This is a genomic window from Streptomyces sp. MGP-P1 (genome assembly GCF_057766565.1).
This window is the reverse complement of the sequence record NZ_JBYMEM010000001.1, coordinates 1,253,714-1,270,654: the sequence shown is the minus strand read 5'-3', so window position 1 is coordinate 1,270,654 and position 16,941 is coordinate 1,253,714. Positions and strand designations below refer to the sequence as shown.

Here is a 16,941-nt window from a genome sequence, read left to right as displayed (position 1 = left end):
ACGTGAGACATGATCTGGAGGCCCCATGTGCACCACTTCCGCCGCATCGCAGAGCGCCCCCGCCGTCGTCCGGGCGGGCACGAACGACGGCACGCTGCCCGACTGGCACCTGCGGGGTGAATGGTTCGACGTGTGCAGCTGTGTGCTGCCCTGCCCCTGCACGTTCGCCCAGACGCCGACCCATGGAGACTGCCTCTTCACGCTGGTCTGGCAGGTCCACGAGGGGCACTTCGGGGACGTCTCCCTGGACGGCCTGGGCGTGGTGGCACTGGGCGAGTTCGCCGGCAACATGTGGGTGGGCGACCCGCAGGCCACGATGAAGGTGATGCTCTACATCGACGCCAAGGGCGACCAGGCCCAGCGTGGAGCGCTGGAGCAGATCTTCGCCGGTCATGTCGGTGGCTGGCCGGGCCAGTTCGGCTCGCTCATCAGCGAACTGCGCGAGGTGCGGCACGCACCGGTCCACTTCGACGCCGCCGAGGATCTCTCGTACTGGCGGGCCCGGGTCGACGACAAGGTCTCCGTCGGCGCGACCGCCCTCACCGGTCCCACGGCCGACCCCTCCCGCCGCGTTCAGCTGGTCAATGCTCCGGGCTCCGAGGTCGGCCCCGGACAGATCGCCACGTGGGGCGTCGTCGAGAGCGATCACGCGGAAGGGTTCGACTTCTCGCACGAGTACCGCGGTGGATCCAGCAAGCACTTCCCCTTCGACTGGCGCCCCTGACCCCGGGGCGGGGGCACCGTCCGCCCGGCGGGTGTTCGGGGGAGCGCGCGAACGACCCCGCCGGGCCGGTGCGGTTGGATATGACCATGAGCGTTCACGACGTGGCCCGCAGGCTGCCGGGCATATCCGCCCTCACCGACCTCTGCCGTTCCCTGGCGATGCTCGACGCGATCCTGTGTCCCGAGTGGGACCACCGCTGGCACGGCTACGACGCGCACTGGTCGCCGACGGAGGCCCTGGCCTCGATGCGGGACGGTTCGGCGGCGAGTACTCCGTGGTCTTCTCCCGCCGACGGGGCATACGCGCGCGGCTTTGACCACGAGTCGCCGATGAGCCCGTACGTGGACGACGGGCCCTGGCCGGGGGTGCTCGACGAGGTGCCCGCCGTGTTCCGCCGTTACGTCGACGAGCCCTCGTTCACCGACGAGTTCGGCATGCCCGTCGTCACCGCCTGCCTCTGGCGTGCGAGCGGCGACGACCGCTGGCGGGCGGGCGCCGTCGAGTTCCCGGAGGACGGTGAGGACTCCGACGGGGCCGACTGGCTCTTCCAGCTCCTCGTCACGGGCACCCCCGAGTCCTACCAGGAGTGGGCCGAGGACCATTTCGAGGTCTCCGTCGACCTCGAAGCCGTACGCCACGTCTATGCGCTGCGACCGCTGACCGACGAGGTGATCGCCGCCCTCGCCCCCGAGCGGATCCCCGCCGAACTGGCCGAGGACGTCGAGGAGATCGGGTACCCCGTCGGCACGGGGGAGTAGGCCGCGCCCCGGACGCCGTGCGCCTCGTGCCCGGGGCGGTCAGTCCGCCTCCGGGGTCGCCGGGTCGCGGCGGGCCGGCGCCTCGGCGACCGGCAGCCCCGTCCGGGCCGCCACGGCCGGCCGGGCCCTGACCTGACCTCCGCACGCCTCCGGGGCCGGAATCGCGGCAGCTTGCCGCAGCCGCACGGCTCCAGACCCCGCGCTCACTTCCCGCTCTGCAACGCCTCCCACGTGGCCGGGCCCACCTTGCCGTCGACCGAGAGCTTCCGGCTGGTCTGGTAGCCGCGTACCGCCGTCTCCGTGGCCGGGCCGAAACTGCCGTCCACGCCGACGGTGGTCCCGAGCGCCGCCGTCAGGGACCGCTGGAGCCGCTTCACCGCCTCGCCCGAACCGCCCCGCGACAGCGCCGGGGTCGTGCCCGCCGACAGCAGGGCCGTCCAGCTCTTCGGGCCGACCACCCCGTCGGCCTCCAGCGCGCGGGCCCGCTGGAACGCCTGCACCGCGCTCTGCGTGGTGGGCCCGAAGCTGCCGTCCGCCGCGCCCGCCTGGTAACCCTGCGCGTTGAGCAGCGTCTGCACGGCCGTGACCTGCGGGCCGGTGGAGCCGGACCGCTGGGTCGTGTACGTGGGGAAGGTCAGGCCGTCGCCGCCGCTGCCCGGGTCGCCGTCGATCAGCTCCATGTAGTGGTTCCAGTCCCAGTTGGGGCCGGGGTCCGTGTGGTCGGCGCCGGGCGCCTCGCTGTGGCCGATGATGTGCGACCGGTTCTTCGGGATGCCGTACCGCGTTGCGAGGTGCTTGGTGAGGGCGGCGGAGGACCGGTACATCGTCTCCGTGTACCAGGCAGGGTTGTCGACGTAGCCCTCGTGCTCGATCCCGACGGACGAGGAGTTGGTGCCGCCGGCGTGCCAGGCGGTGTCCTTCTCCAGGACCGACTGGGTGACCTCACCGTCCGAGGAGCGGATCGTGTAGTGCGCGCTCACCTTCGAGGCCGGGTTCTGGTACCAGCTGATGGAACCGGCGTACGATCCCTGGGTGGTGTGGATGACCACCTTGTCGATGGCGGCCTTGCGGCCGACGACGAAGTTCCCGGAGTACGCGGGCACCCAGCGCGCCGAGGGATAGTCCGGACTCGCGGCGTAGACGTCGGACGCCGACAGCGCACGCTTGTCCGGGTCGACCGGCCGGGAGGGTACGAGGACCTCCTCGCCACCGGGCGCCGTGGCGGACACGCCCTCGGCGAGGGACGTGAAGACCGCGTCCGCGTAGAGCGCGGCGGCCGGACCCTCGGCGGCGCTGTAGCGGGCCACCGCCGGATACCAGGAGTTCACGTCCCGGCGCTCGGCGGCGTCCAGGCCCAGCGCGTCGGCGTGGTCGCGCAGGACGGCCGCGCCGCCGAGGATGTTGGCCGCCGTGTCCCGGCGCAGCCGCGCCGCGCTCTCGCCGGTCAGCTCGGAGGCCTTCTCCAGGGAGCGGTTGGCCGGGTTGCTCGCCAGATGCATCACGCCGTAGCCGTTCGCCTGACTGGGCGCGCCCGCGTGACCGTCGAGACGGCTCTCGCCGTAGCCGACGGCGGCCAGCAGATCGCGCGGTACGCCGTACGCGTCCGCAGCCTCGGCGAACGCGCGGTTCATCGGGTCGGGCGTGTCCGCTCGCGGGGCGGCGGTCGCCGGGTGCCCGGTCGCGAGGAGGGCCGTGGCCATGACGGCCGCCACGGCACAGGCGCGGGCCCGGGTTCGGGCGGCGGTGCGTAGGGGCATGAGGGCTCCTGCTCTGTGGGGTGGGCGTGGAGGGAAGAGAAAAGCCCTCGGGCCCGTGCCGGGTCAGAGGGATGCCGAACACGGTCAGGCTACCGAAGTGGAGTGGGCATGACAAAGAGCCGAAGGGGTGATTCTGCTGGCAACATCCTGCAAAATCACGGGTGTTGGCGGCACCCGCAAGCCCTGTCGGGTGACGACGGGTGTCACCCGACAGGGGGACAAGCGAGGGCGGCGCGGGGCCGGACGCCGGGGCGTGTTGCGAAAGTAGCGCCGTCCGCCAGGAGGGCGAGCAGGCGGGACTTTCGCAACACGCCCTACCAGCGGTCGCGGTGGATGACGTCCGCCACCGGCCGTCGCCGGACCGGGCCGAAGTTGCCCGCGGGCCACCCCACCGGCACGGCGGCGAACGTCGCCATCTCCTCCGGGATGCCCAGCTCCCGCTTCCACTCCTGCTCCAGCATCAGGTGCCAGATGGTGATGTTCGCCGCGAGCCCCAGCCCCCTGGCCGCGAGCAGCAGGTTCTGCACTCCCGGATAGACGCAGGACCCCTCGGCCAGCGCCTGGAAACGCGTCTGCGTGTTCATCATGTGCTCCGTGCCCGCCGGGCCGAGCGCCCGCGCCGACGCGGCCAGGCCCTCCTCGTCCAGGCGCGGCTCCGGGAACCGGTAGCACGGCACGATCAGTACCGGGGTGTCGGCGAAGTGGTCGCGCTGATGCTCGATCGCCGCGACCATCCGGCCGTACGCCGCCTCGTCCATGCCCGCGGGCGCGTACTTCCCGGTCGTCGCCAGATACGCGTCGACGCACCGCTTCCACAGCGGGGCGAGCCGCGCCATCACCTGGCGGTCGGTCACCACCACGTACTCGTAACACTGCATGTTGCCGCCGCTGGGGCCCCAGACGGCGGCCTGTACCAGCTGCTCGACCGTCTCCTCCGGCACCGCGTCCGGCTTGAGGCGGCGCATGGCGCGCATGGTGGACATGGTGTCGAAGAGAGCGGGGCCGCCGAGGGCGGACGGGTCGGCCTGAACCGTTTCCATGGTCATGATCGCGGAGTCTAGGCAGGCTCCTGGGCCGGTGTCTCCCCACCTCGCGTGCGAACGTGCGGCCCGCCCCGATTTCCGCTGCTGTGGCAGCAGTTGGCGTCGCGCGGGGCCCTGTGATGACTGACCGGTCAGGCAGCGACCCCACGCTGCCGGTCGCGGAACTGACGGAGCCTCTCCTCGACCTGTGAGCGGTGAACCCCGCGCTCGGCGCCGGCCGGCCCCCAGGGGGTGTCCGAACACTTCCGCGCGGGGCCGTGTCGGACACCCCCTGGCCCCCCACGACTCGGCGCCGCGTCAGCCGGACGACGGGGAAGCGCGCGTCAGCCGGACCACGACTCAGCGCCGCGTCAGCCGGACGACCGGGATGTCCCGCTCGGTGCCCGCCTGGTACTCCCCGTAGCGCGGGAACAGCTCCACCAGCCCCGGCCAGACCCGCGCCTTCTCCTCGGCCGGGAGCGTCGTCGCGACGGCCCCGAACCGCTCGGTGTTCACGCGGAGCTCGACCTCCGGGGTGGACTGGAGGTTCAGGTACCACAGCGGCGGGCGGTCCGAGCCGCCGTTGGACGCCACGATCAGATAGTCCTCGCCGTCCCGCCCGTACATCAGCACCGTGCGCCGCACCGTCCCGCTGCGCCGGCCGACGTAGTCCATCAGCAGGCAGGGGACACCCAGCTGAGTGGTGCCCTCCGTGCCGCCGGAGGACTCGTACAGCTCGGCCTGCCGGGCGACCCAGTCGGCGGGGCTCAGTGCGACCTCCGCGTTGGCGTCCTGCTCGGCCGTCATGGTTTCTCCTTCTCTCGTGCCGTCCCGTACGGGCTGCACCCCCATCCTGGCATCCACCCGAACCGCACCCGGGATTCGTACACCTGGACAGCCCTCCCACCGCACGGGGGAACGCGGACCGGGAACCCGCCCGGGAAGGCGTATAAAGGGTCCTTCCGGAGCAGCCGGCGTCCCCCGATGGCCCCTCCCCTCACCTCCCTCACGCGGCCGGCGTCACCGCGTCACCGATCCCAGGAGCGCCAATGAGCACTTCGGAAGAGATCAGCGCCCTGCTGGTAGCGAAGTTCGGAACCGACCCCGGGGCCATCCGCCCCGATGTTCCGCTGCACCGGCTGCGGCTGGACTCCCTCGCGCTGGAAGAGCTGCGGCTGCACATCGAGGACCGGCTGGACGTGGACCTGGAGGACGTCACGCTCACCTCGCGCGACACCTTCGACCGCCTCGTCGCGGCCGTGGACGGGAAGGTCTCCGCATGAGCGCGGCCCCAGGCCGGCCCTACCGCCGGGCGCCGCTCGCCCCGTTCGCCGCCGCCGTCACCGGCGTCGGCCTGGTCACAGCGGCCGGTACGGGAGCGGACGCCGCCTGGCACGGCGTCACCGAGGGCCTCGCGCCCTCCGCCGGCCCGCGGCCCGAACTGGACGGGCTGCCCTGCGACTTCTTCTACTCCGTCACCGACTGCGACCCGGGCGCCGTCCTCGGGGTGGCCGTCCAGCGGCTGATGGACCGCTTCGCCCAGCTCGCCGTCATCGCCGCCCGCGAGGCCGTCGCCGACGCCGGACTCGACCCGTCCGTCTGGGACAGCGGCCGCGTCGGCGTCGTCGTCGGCTCCGCCCACGGCGGGCTGCCCTTCTACGACGAGCAGCACGCCGCGCTCGCCGGGCGCGGACCCCGCCGGGTCTCCCCGAAGCTCGCCCCGCTCAGCGTCGTCAACGGCGCCGCCAGCAGCGTCAGCCTCGACCTCGGCGTCCACGGGCCCAGCCTGGCCGTCTCCACCGCCTGCTCCTCCGGCACCGTCGCCATCGGCACCGCCCACCAGATGCTCCGCTCCGGGGCCTGCGACATCGTCGTCGCCGGGGGCGCGGAATCCACCTGCACCCGCCTGCTGATCGCCAGCGCCTGCAGCCTCAAGGCCGCCTCCACCCGCCGCGAGGACCCCACGAGCGCCTGCCGTCCCTTCGACACCCACCGGGACGGCTTCGTCGTCGGCGAGGGCGCCGGGCTGATCGTCATGGAACACCCGGACCATGCCCGCGCCCGGGGCGCCGCGGTCCGCGCCCACGTGAGCGGCTACGGGGCGTCCAGCGACGCCCACTCCCCGGTCGCCCCCGACCCCGAGGGCCTCGGCATCGAGCGCGCCCTGCGCACCGCGCTCGCCGACGCGGGCCTCTCCCCGGCCGACGTCGGGCACGTCAACGCGCACGGCACCTCGACGCTCTCCAACGACCTGATCGAGGCGACGATGCTCCGCCGGGTCCTCGGCGAGAGCCCCCTGGTGACCTCCACCAAGGCGATGACCGGCCACACCCTCGGCGCGGCGGGCGGCATCGAGACCGCGCTCACCGTGCTCGCCCTCCAGCACCAACTGGTGCCGCCCACCGTCAACCTGGACGCGCCCGACCCGGAGATCACGATCGACGTGGTGGCCAAGGAAGCCCGCAGCGCCACCTTCGACTGCGCCGTCAAGACCTCGCTCGGCTTCGGCGGCCACAACGCGGCACTCGTCCTCACCAGGACCTGAACGGAAGGGAACGCAGGAGCACATGTCCGAGGAGATCATCCGGACCCTGTCGGTCGACGGAGTGCGCTACAGCTACCGCGTCCTGCCGGGCGCCCACCCCGGCGAGCCCCCGGCCACCGAACCGACGCTCATTCTCGGCGGCGCGCTCCAGGGCATGTTCGGCTGGCCCCAGATGGACGACCACCTGGGCCCGGCCGCCGACGTGGTCACCGCCGACCTGCCCGGCATGGGCAGCGCCGACCCGCTCCCGCCCGGCCCCAGCGCCGACCTGCTGCGCCGGGCCGTGCTCGGCATCGCCGACGACCTCGGCGCATCCCGGCTCAACATCTTCGGCTTCTCCTACGGCACCGCCATCGCCTTCGGCTTCGCCCGCCGCCACCGGGAACGGGTGGCACGCCTCGCCCTCGGCGGCGTCCCGGTCCACATCGACGCGGTCCAGGTCGCCGCCTGGGAGCACGCCAGGCAGCTGCTGACCGCAGGGGACCGCGAGGGGTTCGCCGCGACGGCTGCCGACGCCCTGATGTGTCTGGATCCGGAGCGCGCCGTACACCGCCGGGAGCTGGCCCGCCGCTATGTGCGGCGCTCCTTCCTCCACGTGGCCACCCACTCGCCGCACGTGGCGGACTCGCTCTACCGCGCGCTGGCCGACCGGCCCGACTTCTCCGGCGGTCTCACCGGCGTACCGGCACTGGTCTTCGCGGGGGAGCACGACACGGTGACGCCGCCCGCGCGGCAGCGGGAGTTCGCCGCGACGATCGAGGGCAGCCGGTTCCTGACGATCGGGGAGTCCGACCACTGGGTGATCCTGGAGCGGGCCGACGAAGTGGCCGCACTGGTCTCCCGGTTCCTCACCGGGCGGGAGCCGGTGGCCGACGAGGCCGGTGCCGTCACCCTGCCGCGCCAGGCGGGCGCCCCGGCCGGGCGGACCTGAGCGGGCCGGGGCAGCGCGATCCGAGCGGGGCCAAGGCGGGGCCTGGGCGGGGCGGACCTGGGATGCGGTCCGCCCCGCCGGGGGCGGCCTGGTCGTGTCAGTGCCGGAAGCCGCCGACCTTGATCCGCACCACCTGCGGGTCGTGGTCGCTCGCCTGGTCGGCGAACTCGGCGTTGATGTGCACCACGTCGTAGTCGGGGCGCCGGATGCCGGGGCTCGTCAGGATGTGGTCCAGCGTCTGCGAGTTGCCGTCGAAGACATAGCTGTACCGGTCCGACGAGGGGAGCGTCGTGATCAGCGGCTCGAGCGCCCCGTTCCTGGTCAGTGCCTTCATCGTCGGGGAGAACTCGAAGTCGTTGATGTCCCCGAGCGTGACGACCCGCGCGGACCTGTCCGCCTTCAGCAGGGAGGCGACGAAGGCGTTGACCTCGGCGGCCTGCTGGATCCGCTGGGTCTCCGAGGAACGCGTCGGCTCCTGGTGGCGGCCGTGCAGCGGCTGGTCGCCGCCCTTGGACGCGAAGTGGTTGCCGATGACGAAGACCGGCCTGCCCCGGAAGACGAACTCGCCCACCAGCGGCTTGCGGCTGTTGTCCCACGCCGGGCTCGCCGGGTTGATCCGGCCCGGGGAAGCGGAGAGCTCGACGCCCTTCCAGGTGTCGACGGCGCGCACCGGCGTGGTGGCGTCGCCGCCCGCGCGGCCGGTGAAGGACACCCGCTCGGGGTTGTAGAGGAAGACGTTGCGGATGTTGCCGCCGGGCTGGCCGCCGTCCTTGTTGTTCTCGGGGGCGATGTAGCGCCAGGCGTAGTGCGTCCCGCCCTTCGCGACGATCGCGTCGGCGAAACGCTTCAGCGTCGCCTCGGAGCCCACCGTGCCGTCGTTCACCGCACCGTTGTCGTCCTGGATCTCCTCCAGCGAGATGATGTCGGGGGAGGACAGGTTCACCGCGACGCCCTCGGCCAGGGTGTCGAACTTCGCCTGGTCGTCGTGCGCGTCGAGGTTCTCCACGTTGTACGTGGCGACCGCCAGCTCGTTCTTCTTCTGCTTGCGGGTCACCTCGCGCCGCAGCTTCTTGTCGACGACCGTGCCCAGCTCGGTGGCCTGCACGTTGTAGCCGCCGTAGCTCGCGTAGTCGAGCACGCCGGTGGTGCGGCCCTCCAGCACGTCCCCGACGTTCGCCGTCGGGACCGGCCGCGCCGGGTCCAGCGACATCACCTTGAGGCGGCCGGTGTTCTGGTCCTCGTACGAGGCGTAGCGCGTGCCGCCGCGCCGGGTCGGGTTCTCCCGCGGCTTCACGGTCACCCAGATCTCGTCGTACGCGGTCGTCGCCCCGGTCACCCGGGTGTCGGCGAACTCGACCCGAGAGCCCTCCAGCGCCTCGTACAGGTCCAGGGCGTACCGGGACGGGTCCAGGGGCAGCGCGTCGATCGCCCCGCCGCCCGCCGAGGGCACGTAACGGCCGGGCACCGAACGGGCGTCGAGGACGACCGGGGCGGGCAGCGCGTTGCCGGAGGACAGGACGGTGGTGCGGGGCGCGGTGATCTGGGTGAGGGACTGGGTGCCGGTGCCCGGGTAGTACTCGGCCACCTTTCCGCTGACCAGGACCGCGTCGCCGGCCTTCACGGCCGGCGCGGTGGACCCGGTGTAGACGAACAGGCCCTCGCCGGTGCGCGGGTCGCCGTCGGGGGCCGCGTCCTGGATCCAGAAGCCCCGCGAGCCACTGGCCCGCACTCCGGTGACGATGCCCGGGACGCCGGTCACCGCCTTGCCGTCGAGCGGGGAGACCCGGGTGGTGCCCTGGATGTCGTGGATCCGTACGTCGCCGGGCTCGGTGGGGCCGGGTTCCTCCGGCTCCTGCCCGCCGCCGGACGTCTCGCCCTTGGCGTTGACCGGCGTCGGGGCGCCCGCGGCGAGGTCGGCCGCGTTGTCGTCGGTGTCGGCGAGCGAGGCGGCCCGCGCGACGGACGCGGTGGCCGACGCGCCGGAGACCGGGCCGCCGCCCTCCCGGACGACCGCGGAACCGTAACCGACCAGGTCGACGATCCGGGCGTCCGCCGCACAGTCCGCCGCCGACGTGCAGGTGAGCGGGGCCGTTCCGGAGACCAGGGCGACGGTGCCGCTCCCCGCCGCCATGGCCACCGTGCCGGTGGCGTCGGCGGTGGGCAGCGCGACGGTTCCGCCGGTGCCCGCGGCCTGGGCGACCAGGTAGCGGCCGCGGGGCGCGATCGACCCGGACAGCTCGGAGACCTGCCACCGCGAGCCGGCCGACGGGCTGCCCGGCAGGTACTGGACGCTGAGGCCGCCGACCTCGAAGGGCGTGGAGCCGGCGTTGGCCAGCTCGACGAAGTCCCGGGTCAGCGTCGCGCCGGAGTTGCCCCCGCCGCCGTACACCTCGGAGATGACGGCGGTGGCCGACGGGGCCGCCTGGGCGGCGGGCAGGGCGGTCACCGCGAGAGCGACGGCGACGGCGCCGGTCAGCAGGACGGAACCGGATCTGTGTAGCTGCACGGGAGGTGCCCCCAACTGAACTGAGTAGGAGGGGCAAAAGCTATGCGCGTAGAACAAGCATGACAAGGCGTGGGAGGTTAATTTCGGGCGTATCCGGGGTGAGCGCCGCGAACTGGCGCCCGGTGCGGTCCGGGTGAGGACCGCACCGGGCGGGTCATGAGCGTGTGCGTCCCGGCCGGGCGGCGGGGGTCACTGGCGGATGCGGTCGCGGATCCAGACGCCGGCCTCCTTGAGGACCCCGGTCCCCGTCCAGTTGGTCCCGTCGCAGGTGCCGGTCTTGAAGACGGCTCCGGAACGGTGGTCGTCGGAGTAGTTCCAGTTGGTCCACGAGATCTTCTTGCGCTTCATCAGATCCAGGTAGCGCTGCGACATGGTGAAGTCGTTGGCGCCCTCGCCCGCGTAGTTCTGCGTGCCGAACTCGGTGACGAACACGGGCAGTTTGTTGGAGGCCCGGTCGAGCGCGCTCAGATACTCCTCGCGGTGCGAGGCCGCGTAGAAGTGGAAGGTGTACATGATGTTCGAGGCGCGGACGGGGTTGTTCACGACCTCCGACTCGCCTGAGCCCTCGGATACGCCGAAGGACGACCAGGCGCGCGTCCCGACCAGGACCACCGCGTCGGGGTCCTGGGCCCGGATCACCGGGATGATCTGCTCGGCGTACGACTTGATGCCCGACCAGCTCACCCCCGAGGGCTCGTTGGCGATCTCGTAGAGCACCCCCGGGTGGTTCTTGTACTTCTTCGCCATCGCCGTGAAGAAGGTCTTCGCCCGCGCCAGGTTCGCGTTCGGGTCGCCCGGGGAGAGCATGTGCCAGTCGATGACCGCGTACATGCCGCGAGCGTGCGCCGCGTCGACGAACTTCTGCGCACGGGCGGTGAATCCGGCGGGGTCGGTCTCGTACCCGCCTTCCTGCACGTAGGTGGAGACGCGCAGCACGTCGGCGCGCCAGTCCTGGGCCAGGGCGTCGAGCGATCCGTTGGTGACGCACTGGGCGTACCACTGGGTGCCGTGCGTGCTCATCCCGTTGAGGGCGATGGCCTGGCCGGAGGCGTTGCAGAGCTGTCGGCCGCAGACGGAGAGCTGTCCGTTGGCGGCGAGCGGGGTGGCGGCGGTGGGGGAGACGGGAGCCGGGGCGGCTCCCGCCCGGACGGGAGCCATCAGCGCGGTGACGACACCGAGCGCGGACGCGGCGAGCAGGGCCTTGCGGGCCATTCCGCGTCGGCCGGTCGTGGGGGTGGAACCGGTGGGGGGCGTGGTGCGCTGGTGCATGGTGGTGCTCCCTTCGGAGGGGGGTGGGAGACGCCATGTCGGCAGAACTGAAAGTAAAGCTTCCTTCCAATTGCCGTCAACAGCGTTGGGAAACTTTCCTGCCTATTAACGCGCTCGGCGGAAGGGCCTGTTGGGACCCTTCCGCCGAGCGCGCTCCCTTGTGCGCCGTTATACCCGTGTCCCGCCCGGCCCTCCCGGGGCGCTCAGCCCTGTGGCAGCGGATAGACCGCCAGCGAGAACGAGTGGCCCGCCGGGTCCCCGTACACCCTCACGTCCCGGGGGCCGCTGTTGCTGTCGCCGGTGTCGACGGGCCGGGCCCCCAGCCCGATCGCCTCCCGCTCGGCCTCGTCGATGTTCTCCGGGCCGACCAGGATCCGCAGATGCGCCTGCTGCGAGTCCTCCGGGCGCGGCCAGCTCGGCGGCGCGTAGCCGTGATCGCGGCGGATCGCCAGCCGGACTCCGTCGTTGCCGACGATCTCGACGAAATCCGGGTCGGAGCCGATCCGTATCTCCGCGTCGAGCAGAGCGGCGTAGAACTCGGCCAGCTCGATGGGTTCGGCGCAGTCCAGGACGAGGACGCTCGTTTTCTCCACAGTCATGCGGGAACCAGTACCCCCACCGGGCGCTGCCACGCCGCCACGGGCCCGTCCGGGAATCCGGAATCCGGGCCACCGGCGCGGACGCGTCCCGGGTGAGGAAACATCCCACGCGACCTAAGGTGCGAACCATGGCACGGAGCGCGGAGCATCCCGGGCCGGCCGGGGGCGACGCCACCCCGGACGGACCCGACCCCCGGCGTTGGCGGGCCCTGGCCGTCTGCCTGGTGGCGGGCTTCATGACCCTGCTGGACGTCTCCATCGTCAACGTGGCCCTTCCCTCGATCCGGGAGGGCCTGAACACCCCCGAGTCCGACCTCCAATGGGTGCTCTCCGGCTACGCCCTCGCCTTCGGGCTCTTCCTCATCCCCGCCGGACGCCTGGGCGACGCGCGGGGCCGCCGGGCGGTCTTCATGGCGGGGCTGGCCCTCTTCACCCTGGCCTCCGCCGCCTGCGGGGCCGCCCAGTCCAGCCTGTGGCTGGTCGTCGCCCGCCTGGTGCAGGGCATCGCGGGCGGTCTGATCTCCCCGCAGATCTCCGCCCTGATCCAGCAGATGTTCTCCGGGCGCGAGCGCGGCCGGGCCTTCGGCATGTTCGGCACCGTCGTCGGCATCTCCACCGCCGTGGGCCCGCTGCTCGGCGGCCTGCTCATCCAGGCCGCCGGACCGGAACACGGCTGGCGCTGGGTCTTCTACGTCAACCTCCCGCTCGGCGCCGTCTGCCTCCTGCTCGCCCACCGGCTGCTCCCGGACACCCCGTCGGCCGGCCGGGTGAGGCCACGCGACCTGGACCCGGTGGGCGTCGCCCTGCTCGGGGCCGGCGTGCTCGCGCTGCTGCTGCCGTTCGTCCAGGCCCAGCAGTGGCCCGGAAACGGAAAATGGCTCCTGCTCCTCCTGGCCGGGGCCCTGTTCGCCGCGTTCACGGCCTGGGAGTCGCGGTGCACGGGCGGACGCACCCACCCGGTCCTGGACCTGTCGCTGTTCCGGCTGCGCTCCTACTGGCTGGGCTGCCTGCTGATCCTGCTCTACTTCGCCGGGTTCACCTCGATCTTCTTCGTCACGACCCTCTACCTCCAGTCCGGCCTGGGCTACTCCGCCCTCCTGGCCGGGCTCGCCATCACCCCCTTCGCCCTCGGCTCCGGCGTCGCCGCGTCCATCGGCGGCCGGCTCGTCGGGCGCTTCGGCCGCCCCCTCGTGGCGGCGGGCCTGGCCATGGTCGCGCTCGGCCTCGCCGGCACCGCCCTCGCCGTCCACCTGGTCCCGGGCACCGGCGCGGGCTGGGCGATGGCCGCCCCGCTGCTCCTGGCCGGCCTCGGCAGCGGCCTGGTCATCGCCCCGAACCAGACGCTGACCCTCGCGGAGGTCCCGGTGAACCGGGCCGGCAGCGCCGGGGGCACCCTCCAGACCGGCCAACGGGTCGGCTCCGCGATCGGGATCGCCGCCGTCGGCGCGGTGTTCTTCGCCCAGGTCGGCCCGGACGGCTGGGCCGACGCCTACGACCACGGGCTCGTCGTCTCCGTCGCCTTCGTCCTCGCCGCCCTGATCGTGGCGCTGGCGGAGGTCGGAGCCGACCGACGGGGCAGACGACGCACAGCACACGAACCGAACGAGGCATCGAGGAGCGCGGCATGAGCGACACGACAACGGACAGCGCCGGGAGCGACGGCAACACCTCCTACGGCCACAAGCCCTTCAAGCGGTCCCGGAGCCACTTCGCCGACCGGATCACCGCCGACGGGCGCGATGGATGGCCCGTGGAGCCGGGCCGCTACCGGCTCGTCGTCAGCCGCGCCTGCCCCTGGGCGAGCCGCGCCCTGGTCTCCCGGCGGCTCCTCGGCCTGGAGGACGCGCTGTCGCTCGCCGTCGCCGACCCGATCCAGGACGACCGCAGCTGGCGCTTCACCCTCGACCCGGGCGGCCAGGACCCGGTCCTCGGCATCCGCTATCTCAGCGAGGCCTACGACGCCCGGGAGGACGGCTACCCCGGAGGCGTCAGCGTGCCCGCGATCGTGGACGTACCGAGCGGGAAACTGGTCACCAACGACTACCAGCGAATCACCCTCGACCTCGCCACCGAATGGACCGCCCTGCACCGGCCCGGCGCCCCCGACCTCTACCCCGAACCGCTGCGCGACGAGATCGACGAGGTCATGGAGGGCATCTACCGGGACGTCAACAACGGCGTGTACCGCGCGGGGTTCGCCAGCTCCCAGGAGGAGTACGAGGAGGCGTACGCCGCCCTGTTCCGCCGCCTCGACCTGGTCTCCGCCCGCCTCGCGGACCGTCGCTACCTGGTCGGCGACACCATCACCGAGGCCGACATCCGGCTCTTCACCACCCTGGTCCGCTTCGACGCCGTCTACCACGGCCACTTCAAGTGCAACCGGAACAAACTGACCGAGGACCGCGTCCTGTGGGGTTACGTCCGCGACCTCTTCCAGACACCCGGATTCGGCGACACGGTCGACTTCGACCACATCAAGCGGCACTACTACCAGGTGCACACGGGCATCAACCCCACCGGCATCGTCCCCGTCGGCCCCGACCTCTCCGGCTGGAGTGCTCCGCACCACCGCGAACAACTCGGCGGTCGCCCGTTCGGCGACGGCACACCCCCGGGCCCCGTGCCCCCGGGCGAGCGGGTCACCCCCGTGCCTCCCGCCTGACCGGGCGCGCGGCGCACGGGCCCGGTGGGCGTGACGCGCGCCCGCCGCTCCTTGCGGACCGTAACTGTCCGCAAGCCCCGGTACCGTGCGGACCATGGCAGCGAAGACGCACCGCACCGCCGCACAGCCCGCCGTCCTCTCCGCGCGGGCGCTGAACCGGGCGACCCTGGACCGACAGCTCCTGCTGCACCGGTCGCCGATGTCCGCGAAGGACGCCGTCGCCCACCTCCTCGGGCTCCAGGCCCAGAACACCAAGCCACCGTACTTCCAGCTGTACGCCCGCCTCGCGGACTTCGACCCCGAAGAGCTGTCCGCCCTGATGGCGTCCCGCGAGGTGGTCCGGATCGTCACCCTCCGCTCCACCCTCCACACCCATACGGCGGACGACGCGCTCACCCTGCGCCCCCTGGTGCAGGCGGCGCGCGAGCGGGAGCTGAAGACCTTCCGGCGCGGACTGGAGGGCGTGGACCTGGACCGGCTCGCCGCGGTGGCCGAGGAGCTGGTCGTGGAGCGCCCGCGCCCGGTGAAGGAGTTGCGGGAGGAGCTCCTCGCCCGCTGGCCGGACGCCGACCCCCTCGCGCTCACCGTCGCCGCCCGCTGTCTGCTGCCCCTGGTCCAGGTCACCCCGCGTGGACTGTGGGGACGCGGCGGACAGGTCGCCCTGACCACCGTGGAGCACTGGCTGGGCCGGCCCGCCGAACCGGTGCCCGCACCCGACGCCACCGTGCTGCGCTACCTGGGGGCGTTCGGCCCCGCCTCGGTGATGGACTTCCAGTCATGGGCGGGACTCACCCGCACGAAGGAGGTCTTCGAACGGCTCAGGCCCCGGCTGCTCACCTTCCGGGACGAGAGGGGCGTCGAGCTCTTCGACCTCCCGGACGCCCCGCGCCCCGACCCCGACACCCCGGCCCCGCCGCGCTTCCTGCCCGAGTTCGACAACCTCCTCCTCGGCCACGCCGACCGCACCCGCGTGATCGCCCCGGTGAACAAGGGGCGCAACGGGGTGGGCAACCAGGCGTACGGGTCCGTGCTGATCGACGGATTCTTCGACGCGGTCTGGCGCGTCGAACGCGAGGGCGCAACCGCGATCCTGACCGTCCAACCGCTGCGGAGCCTGGTCCGCGCCGAGCGCGCGGAGATCACCGAGGAGGCGGCGCGGATGCTGACCGTGATGATGGACGCGACGGACCACGACGTCCGGTTCGGCACGTTCCTGGACTACGGCGACTGAGACCCCCGCGGGTCCCGTGGCCCGCAGGCCAGGGATCAGGGCAGCAGCCCCGCCCGGCGGGCCGCCACCACGGCCTCCAGCCGCGTGTGCGCCCCCAACTTCCTCATCGCGGACCGCAGATACCCCTTCACCGTCTCCGGCCGCAGCCCCAGCCGCTCGGCGGCCGCCGCGTTCGTCGCGCCCGCCGCCACACACGCCACCACGTCCACCTCGCGCGGCGCGAGGCGGACCTCCCGGGCCGCGGGCGCCTTGGCCCCCGCCGCCGAGGCCAACCGCCCGCAGACGTCCAGCAACTCGGCACGCAGGGCCGGGTCCAGGACCCTAGGGACCAGCGCGCGCAGTTCGCGGTGGGCCTCGCGCACGTCCTCCCAGGCGCCGGGCGCCGTGTCCGGATCGGTCACCTGCTCCCGGCCCGCCGCCAACAACCGCCGCACCTCGTCCCGCACCGCGAGCGACTGCTCCACGTCACGGGCCGCCGCCACCATCGCGTCGAACGTCCGGTCGCCCAGCGAGACCGGCGTACGCAGCGCCCCGTACAGCACGCCCCGCACCGCGCGCCGTACGACGACGGGGACCGCGACGACCGAGCGCAGCCCCTCCGCCGCCACCGCCGCGTCGTACTCGTGGCTGATGTGGCGCGAAGAGGCGTAGTCCGTCACGGCACAGGGCCGGGCCAGCGCGATGGCCTTGCCGCCCAAACCGCTCCCGGCGGAGACGACGAGCCCCCGCAGCGCACTGGTCTGCGCCCCGTTCAGCTCGGCGATCCGGGCATGGCGTGCGTCGGACAGCAGGCCGCCGAAGACCACGGGAAGCCCGCTCGTGCGGCGCAGCCTCAACAGCGCGGCCTGCATCTCGACCGCGTCGACCGGTTCCGGCACTCCGATGTCCTCCCACCCGGCCCGTGCCGCTCCCCCTCTCATGGGGGAGCGGACCACCC

Annotated in this window: 14 protein-coding genes and 1 pseudogene; 8 read left to right on the top strand and 7 right to left on the bottom strand. The window is 72.8% G+C overall.

Annotated elements, in window-relative coordinates:
- The first annotated feature begins 25 nt into the window (after positions 1-25).
- Together AC3CH1_RS05690 and AC3CH1_RS05685 are read left to right on the top strand one after the other, a co-directional pair.
- Positions 26-724 (top strand): DUF1326 domain-containing protein, encoded by a 699-nt coding sequence (locus AC3CH1_RS05690; RefSeq protein ID WP_488461853.1) that lies wholly within the window; start codon positions 26-28, stop codon positions 722-724.
- Between the two features lie 86 nt (positions 725-810).
- Positions 811-1,482: pseudogene (locus AC3CH1_RS05685) on the top strand (hypothetical protein).
- Between the two features lie 203 nt (positions 1,483-1,685).
- On the opposite strand, the gene AC3CH1_RS05680 reads toward AC3CH1_RS05685, so the two are convergent.
- The 3 genes from AC3CH1_RS05680 to AC3CH1_RS05670 form a co-directional block, all read right to left on the bottom strand.
- Positions 1,686-3,239: a peptidoglycan-binding protein gene (locus AC3CH1_RS05680; protein ID WP_488461852.1), complete on the bottom strand. Its 1,554-nt coding sequence runs from the start codon at positions 3,237-3,239 to the stop codon at positions 1,686-1,688.
- A 314-nt stretch (positions 3,240-3,553) separates the two neighbouring features.
- Entirely contained in the window at positions 3,554-4,285 is a 732-nt protein-coding gene (locus AC3CH1_RS05675) for a nitroreductase family protein (RefSeq protein ID WP_488461851.1), read from the bottom strand.
- A 336-nt stretch (positions 4,286-4,621) separates the two neighbouring features.
- Positions 4,622-5,068 carry a nitroreductase family deazaflavin-dependent oxidoreductase gene (locus tag AC3CH1_RS05670; RefSeq protein WP_361874805.1) on the bottom strand — a complete coding sequence of 149 codons (447 nt, stop codon included), beginning with the start codon at positions 5,066-5,068 and terminating at the stop codon, positions 4,622-4,624.
- Positions 5,069-5,310: 242 nt separating this feature from the next.
- Between AC3CH1_RS05670 and AC3CH1_RS05665 the strand changes: the two genes are divergently transcribed.
- Genes AC3CH1_RS05665 through AC3CH1_RS05655 form a run of 3 tightly spaced genes read left to right on the top strand, consistent with a single transcriptional unit; the run spans position 5,311 to position 7,737 of the window.
- Entirely contained in the window at positions 5,311-5,544 is a 234-nt protein-coding gene (locus AC3CH1_RS05665) for an acyl carrier protein (RefSeq protein WP_488461850.1), read from the top strand.
- On the top strand, positions 5,541-6,806 hold the full coding sequence (locus AC3CH1_RS05660; protein WP_488461849.1) for a beta-ketoacyl-[acyl-carrier-protein] synthase family protein: 1,266 nt from the start codon (positions 5,541-5,543) through the stop codon (positions 6,804-6,806). The genes AC3CH1_RS05665 and AC3CH1_RS05660 overlap by 4 nt, the downstream gene beginning before the upstream one ends.
- A gap of 22 nt (positions 6,807-6,828) precedes the next feature.
- Positions 6,829-7,737, top strand: a complete 909-nt coding sequence (locus AC3CH1_RS05655) for an alpha/beta fold hydrolase (protein ID WP_488461848.1) — start codon at positions 6,829-6,831, stop codon at positions 7,735-7,737.
- Between the two features lie 97 nt (positions 7,738-7,834).
- On the opposite strand, the gene AC3CH1_RS05650 is transcribed toward AC3CH1_RS05655, so the two are convergent.
- The 3 genes from AC3CH1_RS05650 to AC3CH1_RS05640 form a co-directional block, all read right to left on the bottom strand.
- Complete coding sequence (locus AC3CH1_RS05650) at positions 7,835-10,243, bottom strand: endonuclease/exonuclease/phosphatase family protein (protein ID WP_488461847.1); 2,409 nt, start codon at positions 10,241-10,243, stop codon at positions 7,835-7,837.
- Between the two features lie 189 nt (positions 10,244-10,432).
- A complete protein-coding gene (locus AC3CH1_RS05645; RefSeq protein ID WP_488461846.1) occupies positions 10,433-11,512 on the bottom strand; it encodes a glycoside hydrolase family 5 protein in 1,080 nt (359 codons plus the stop codon).
- Positions 11,513-11,715: 203 nt separating this feature from the next.
- Positions 11,716-12,111 (bottom strand): VOC family protein, encoded by a 396-nt coding sequence (locus AC3CH1_RS05640; RefSeq protein ID WP_403755637.1) that lies wholly within the window; start codon positions 12,109-12,111, stop codon positions 11,716-11,718.
- Positions 12,112-12,239: 128 nt separating this feature from the next.
- Here AC3CH1_RS05640 and AC3CH1_RS05635 point away from each other — a divergent pair, with 128 nt between their 5' ends.
- From AC3CH1_RS05635 to AC3CH1_RS05625, 3 genes are all read left to right on the top strand, one after another.
- A complete protein-coding gene (locus tag AC3CH1_RS05635) occupies positions 12,240-13,739 on the top strand; it encodes an MFS transporter (protein ID WP_488461845.1) in 1,500 nt (499 codons plus the stop codon).
- The gene (locus AC3CH1_RS05630) at positions 13,736-14,773 is read left to right on the top strand and encodes a glutathione S-transferase family protein (RefSeq protein ID WP_488461844.1); all 1,038 of its coding nucleotides are present in this window, start codon (positions 13,736-13,738) and stop codon (positions 14,771-14,773) included. The genes AC3CH1_RS05635 and AC3CH1_RS05630 overlap by 4 nt, the downstream gene beginning before the upstream one ends.
- A 94-nt stretch (positions 14,774-14,867) precedes the next feature.
- Positions 14,868-16,004 (top strand): winged helix DNA-binding domain-containing protein, encoded by a 1,137-nt coding sequence (locus AC3CH1_RS05625; RefSeq protein ID WP_488461843.1) that lies wholly within the window; start codon positions 14,868-14,870, stop codon positions 16,002-16,004.
- 35 nt (positions 16,005-16,039) lie between these two features.
- On the opposite strand, the gene AC3CH1_RS05620 is transcribed toward AC3CH1_RS05625, so the two are convergent.
- The gene (locus AC3CH1_RS05620; protein WP_488461842.1) at positions 16,040-16,882 is read right to left on the bottom strand and encodes a response regulator transcription factor; all 843 of its coding nucleotides are present in this window, start codon (positions 16,880-16,882) and stop codon (positions 16,040-16,042) included.
- Between the last annotated feature and the right edge of the window lie 59 nt (positions 16,883-16,941).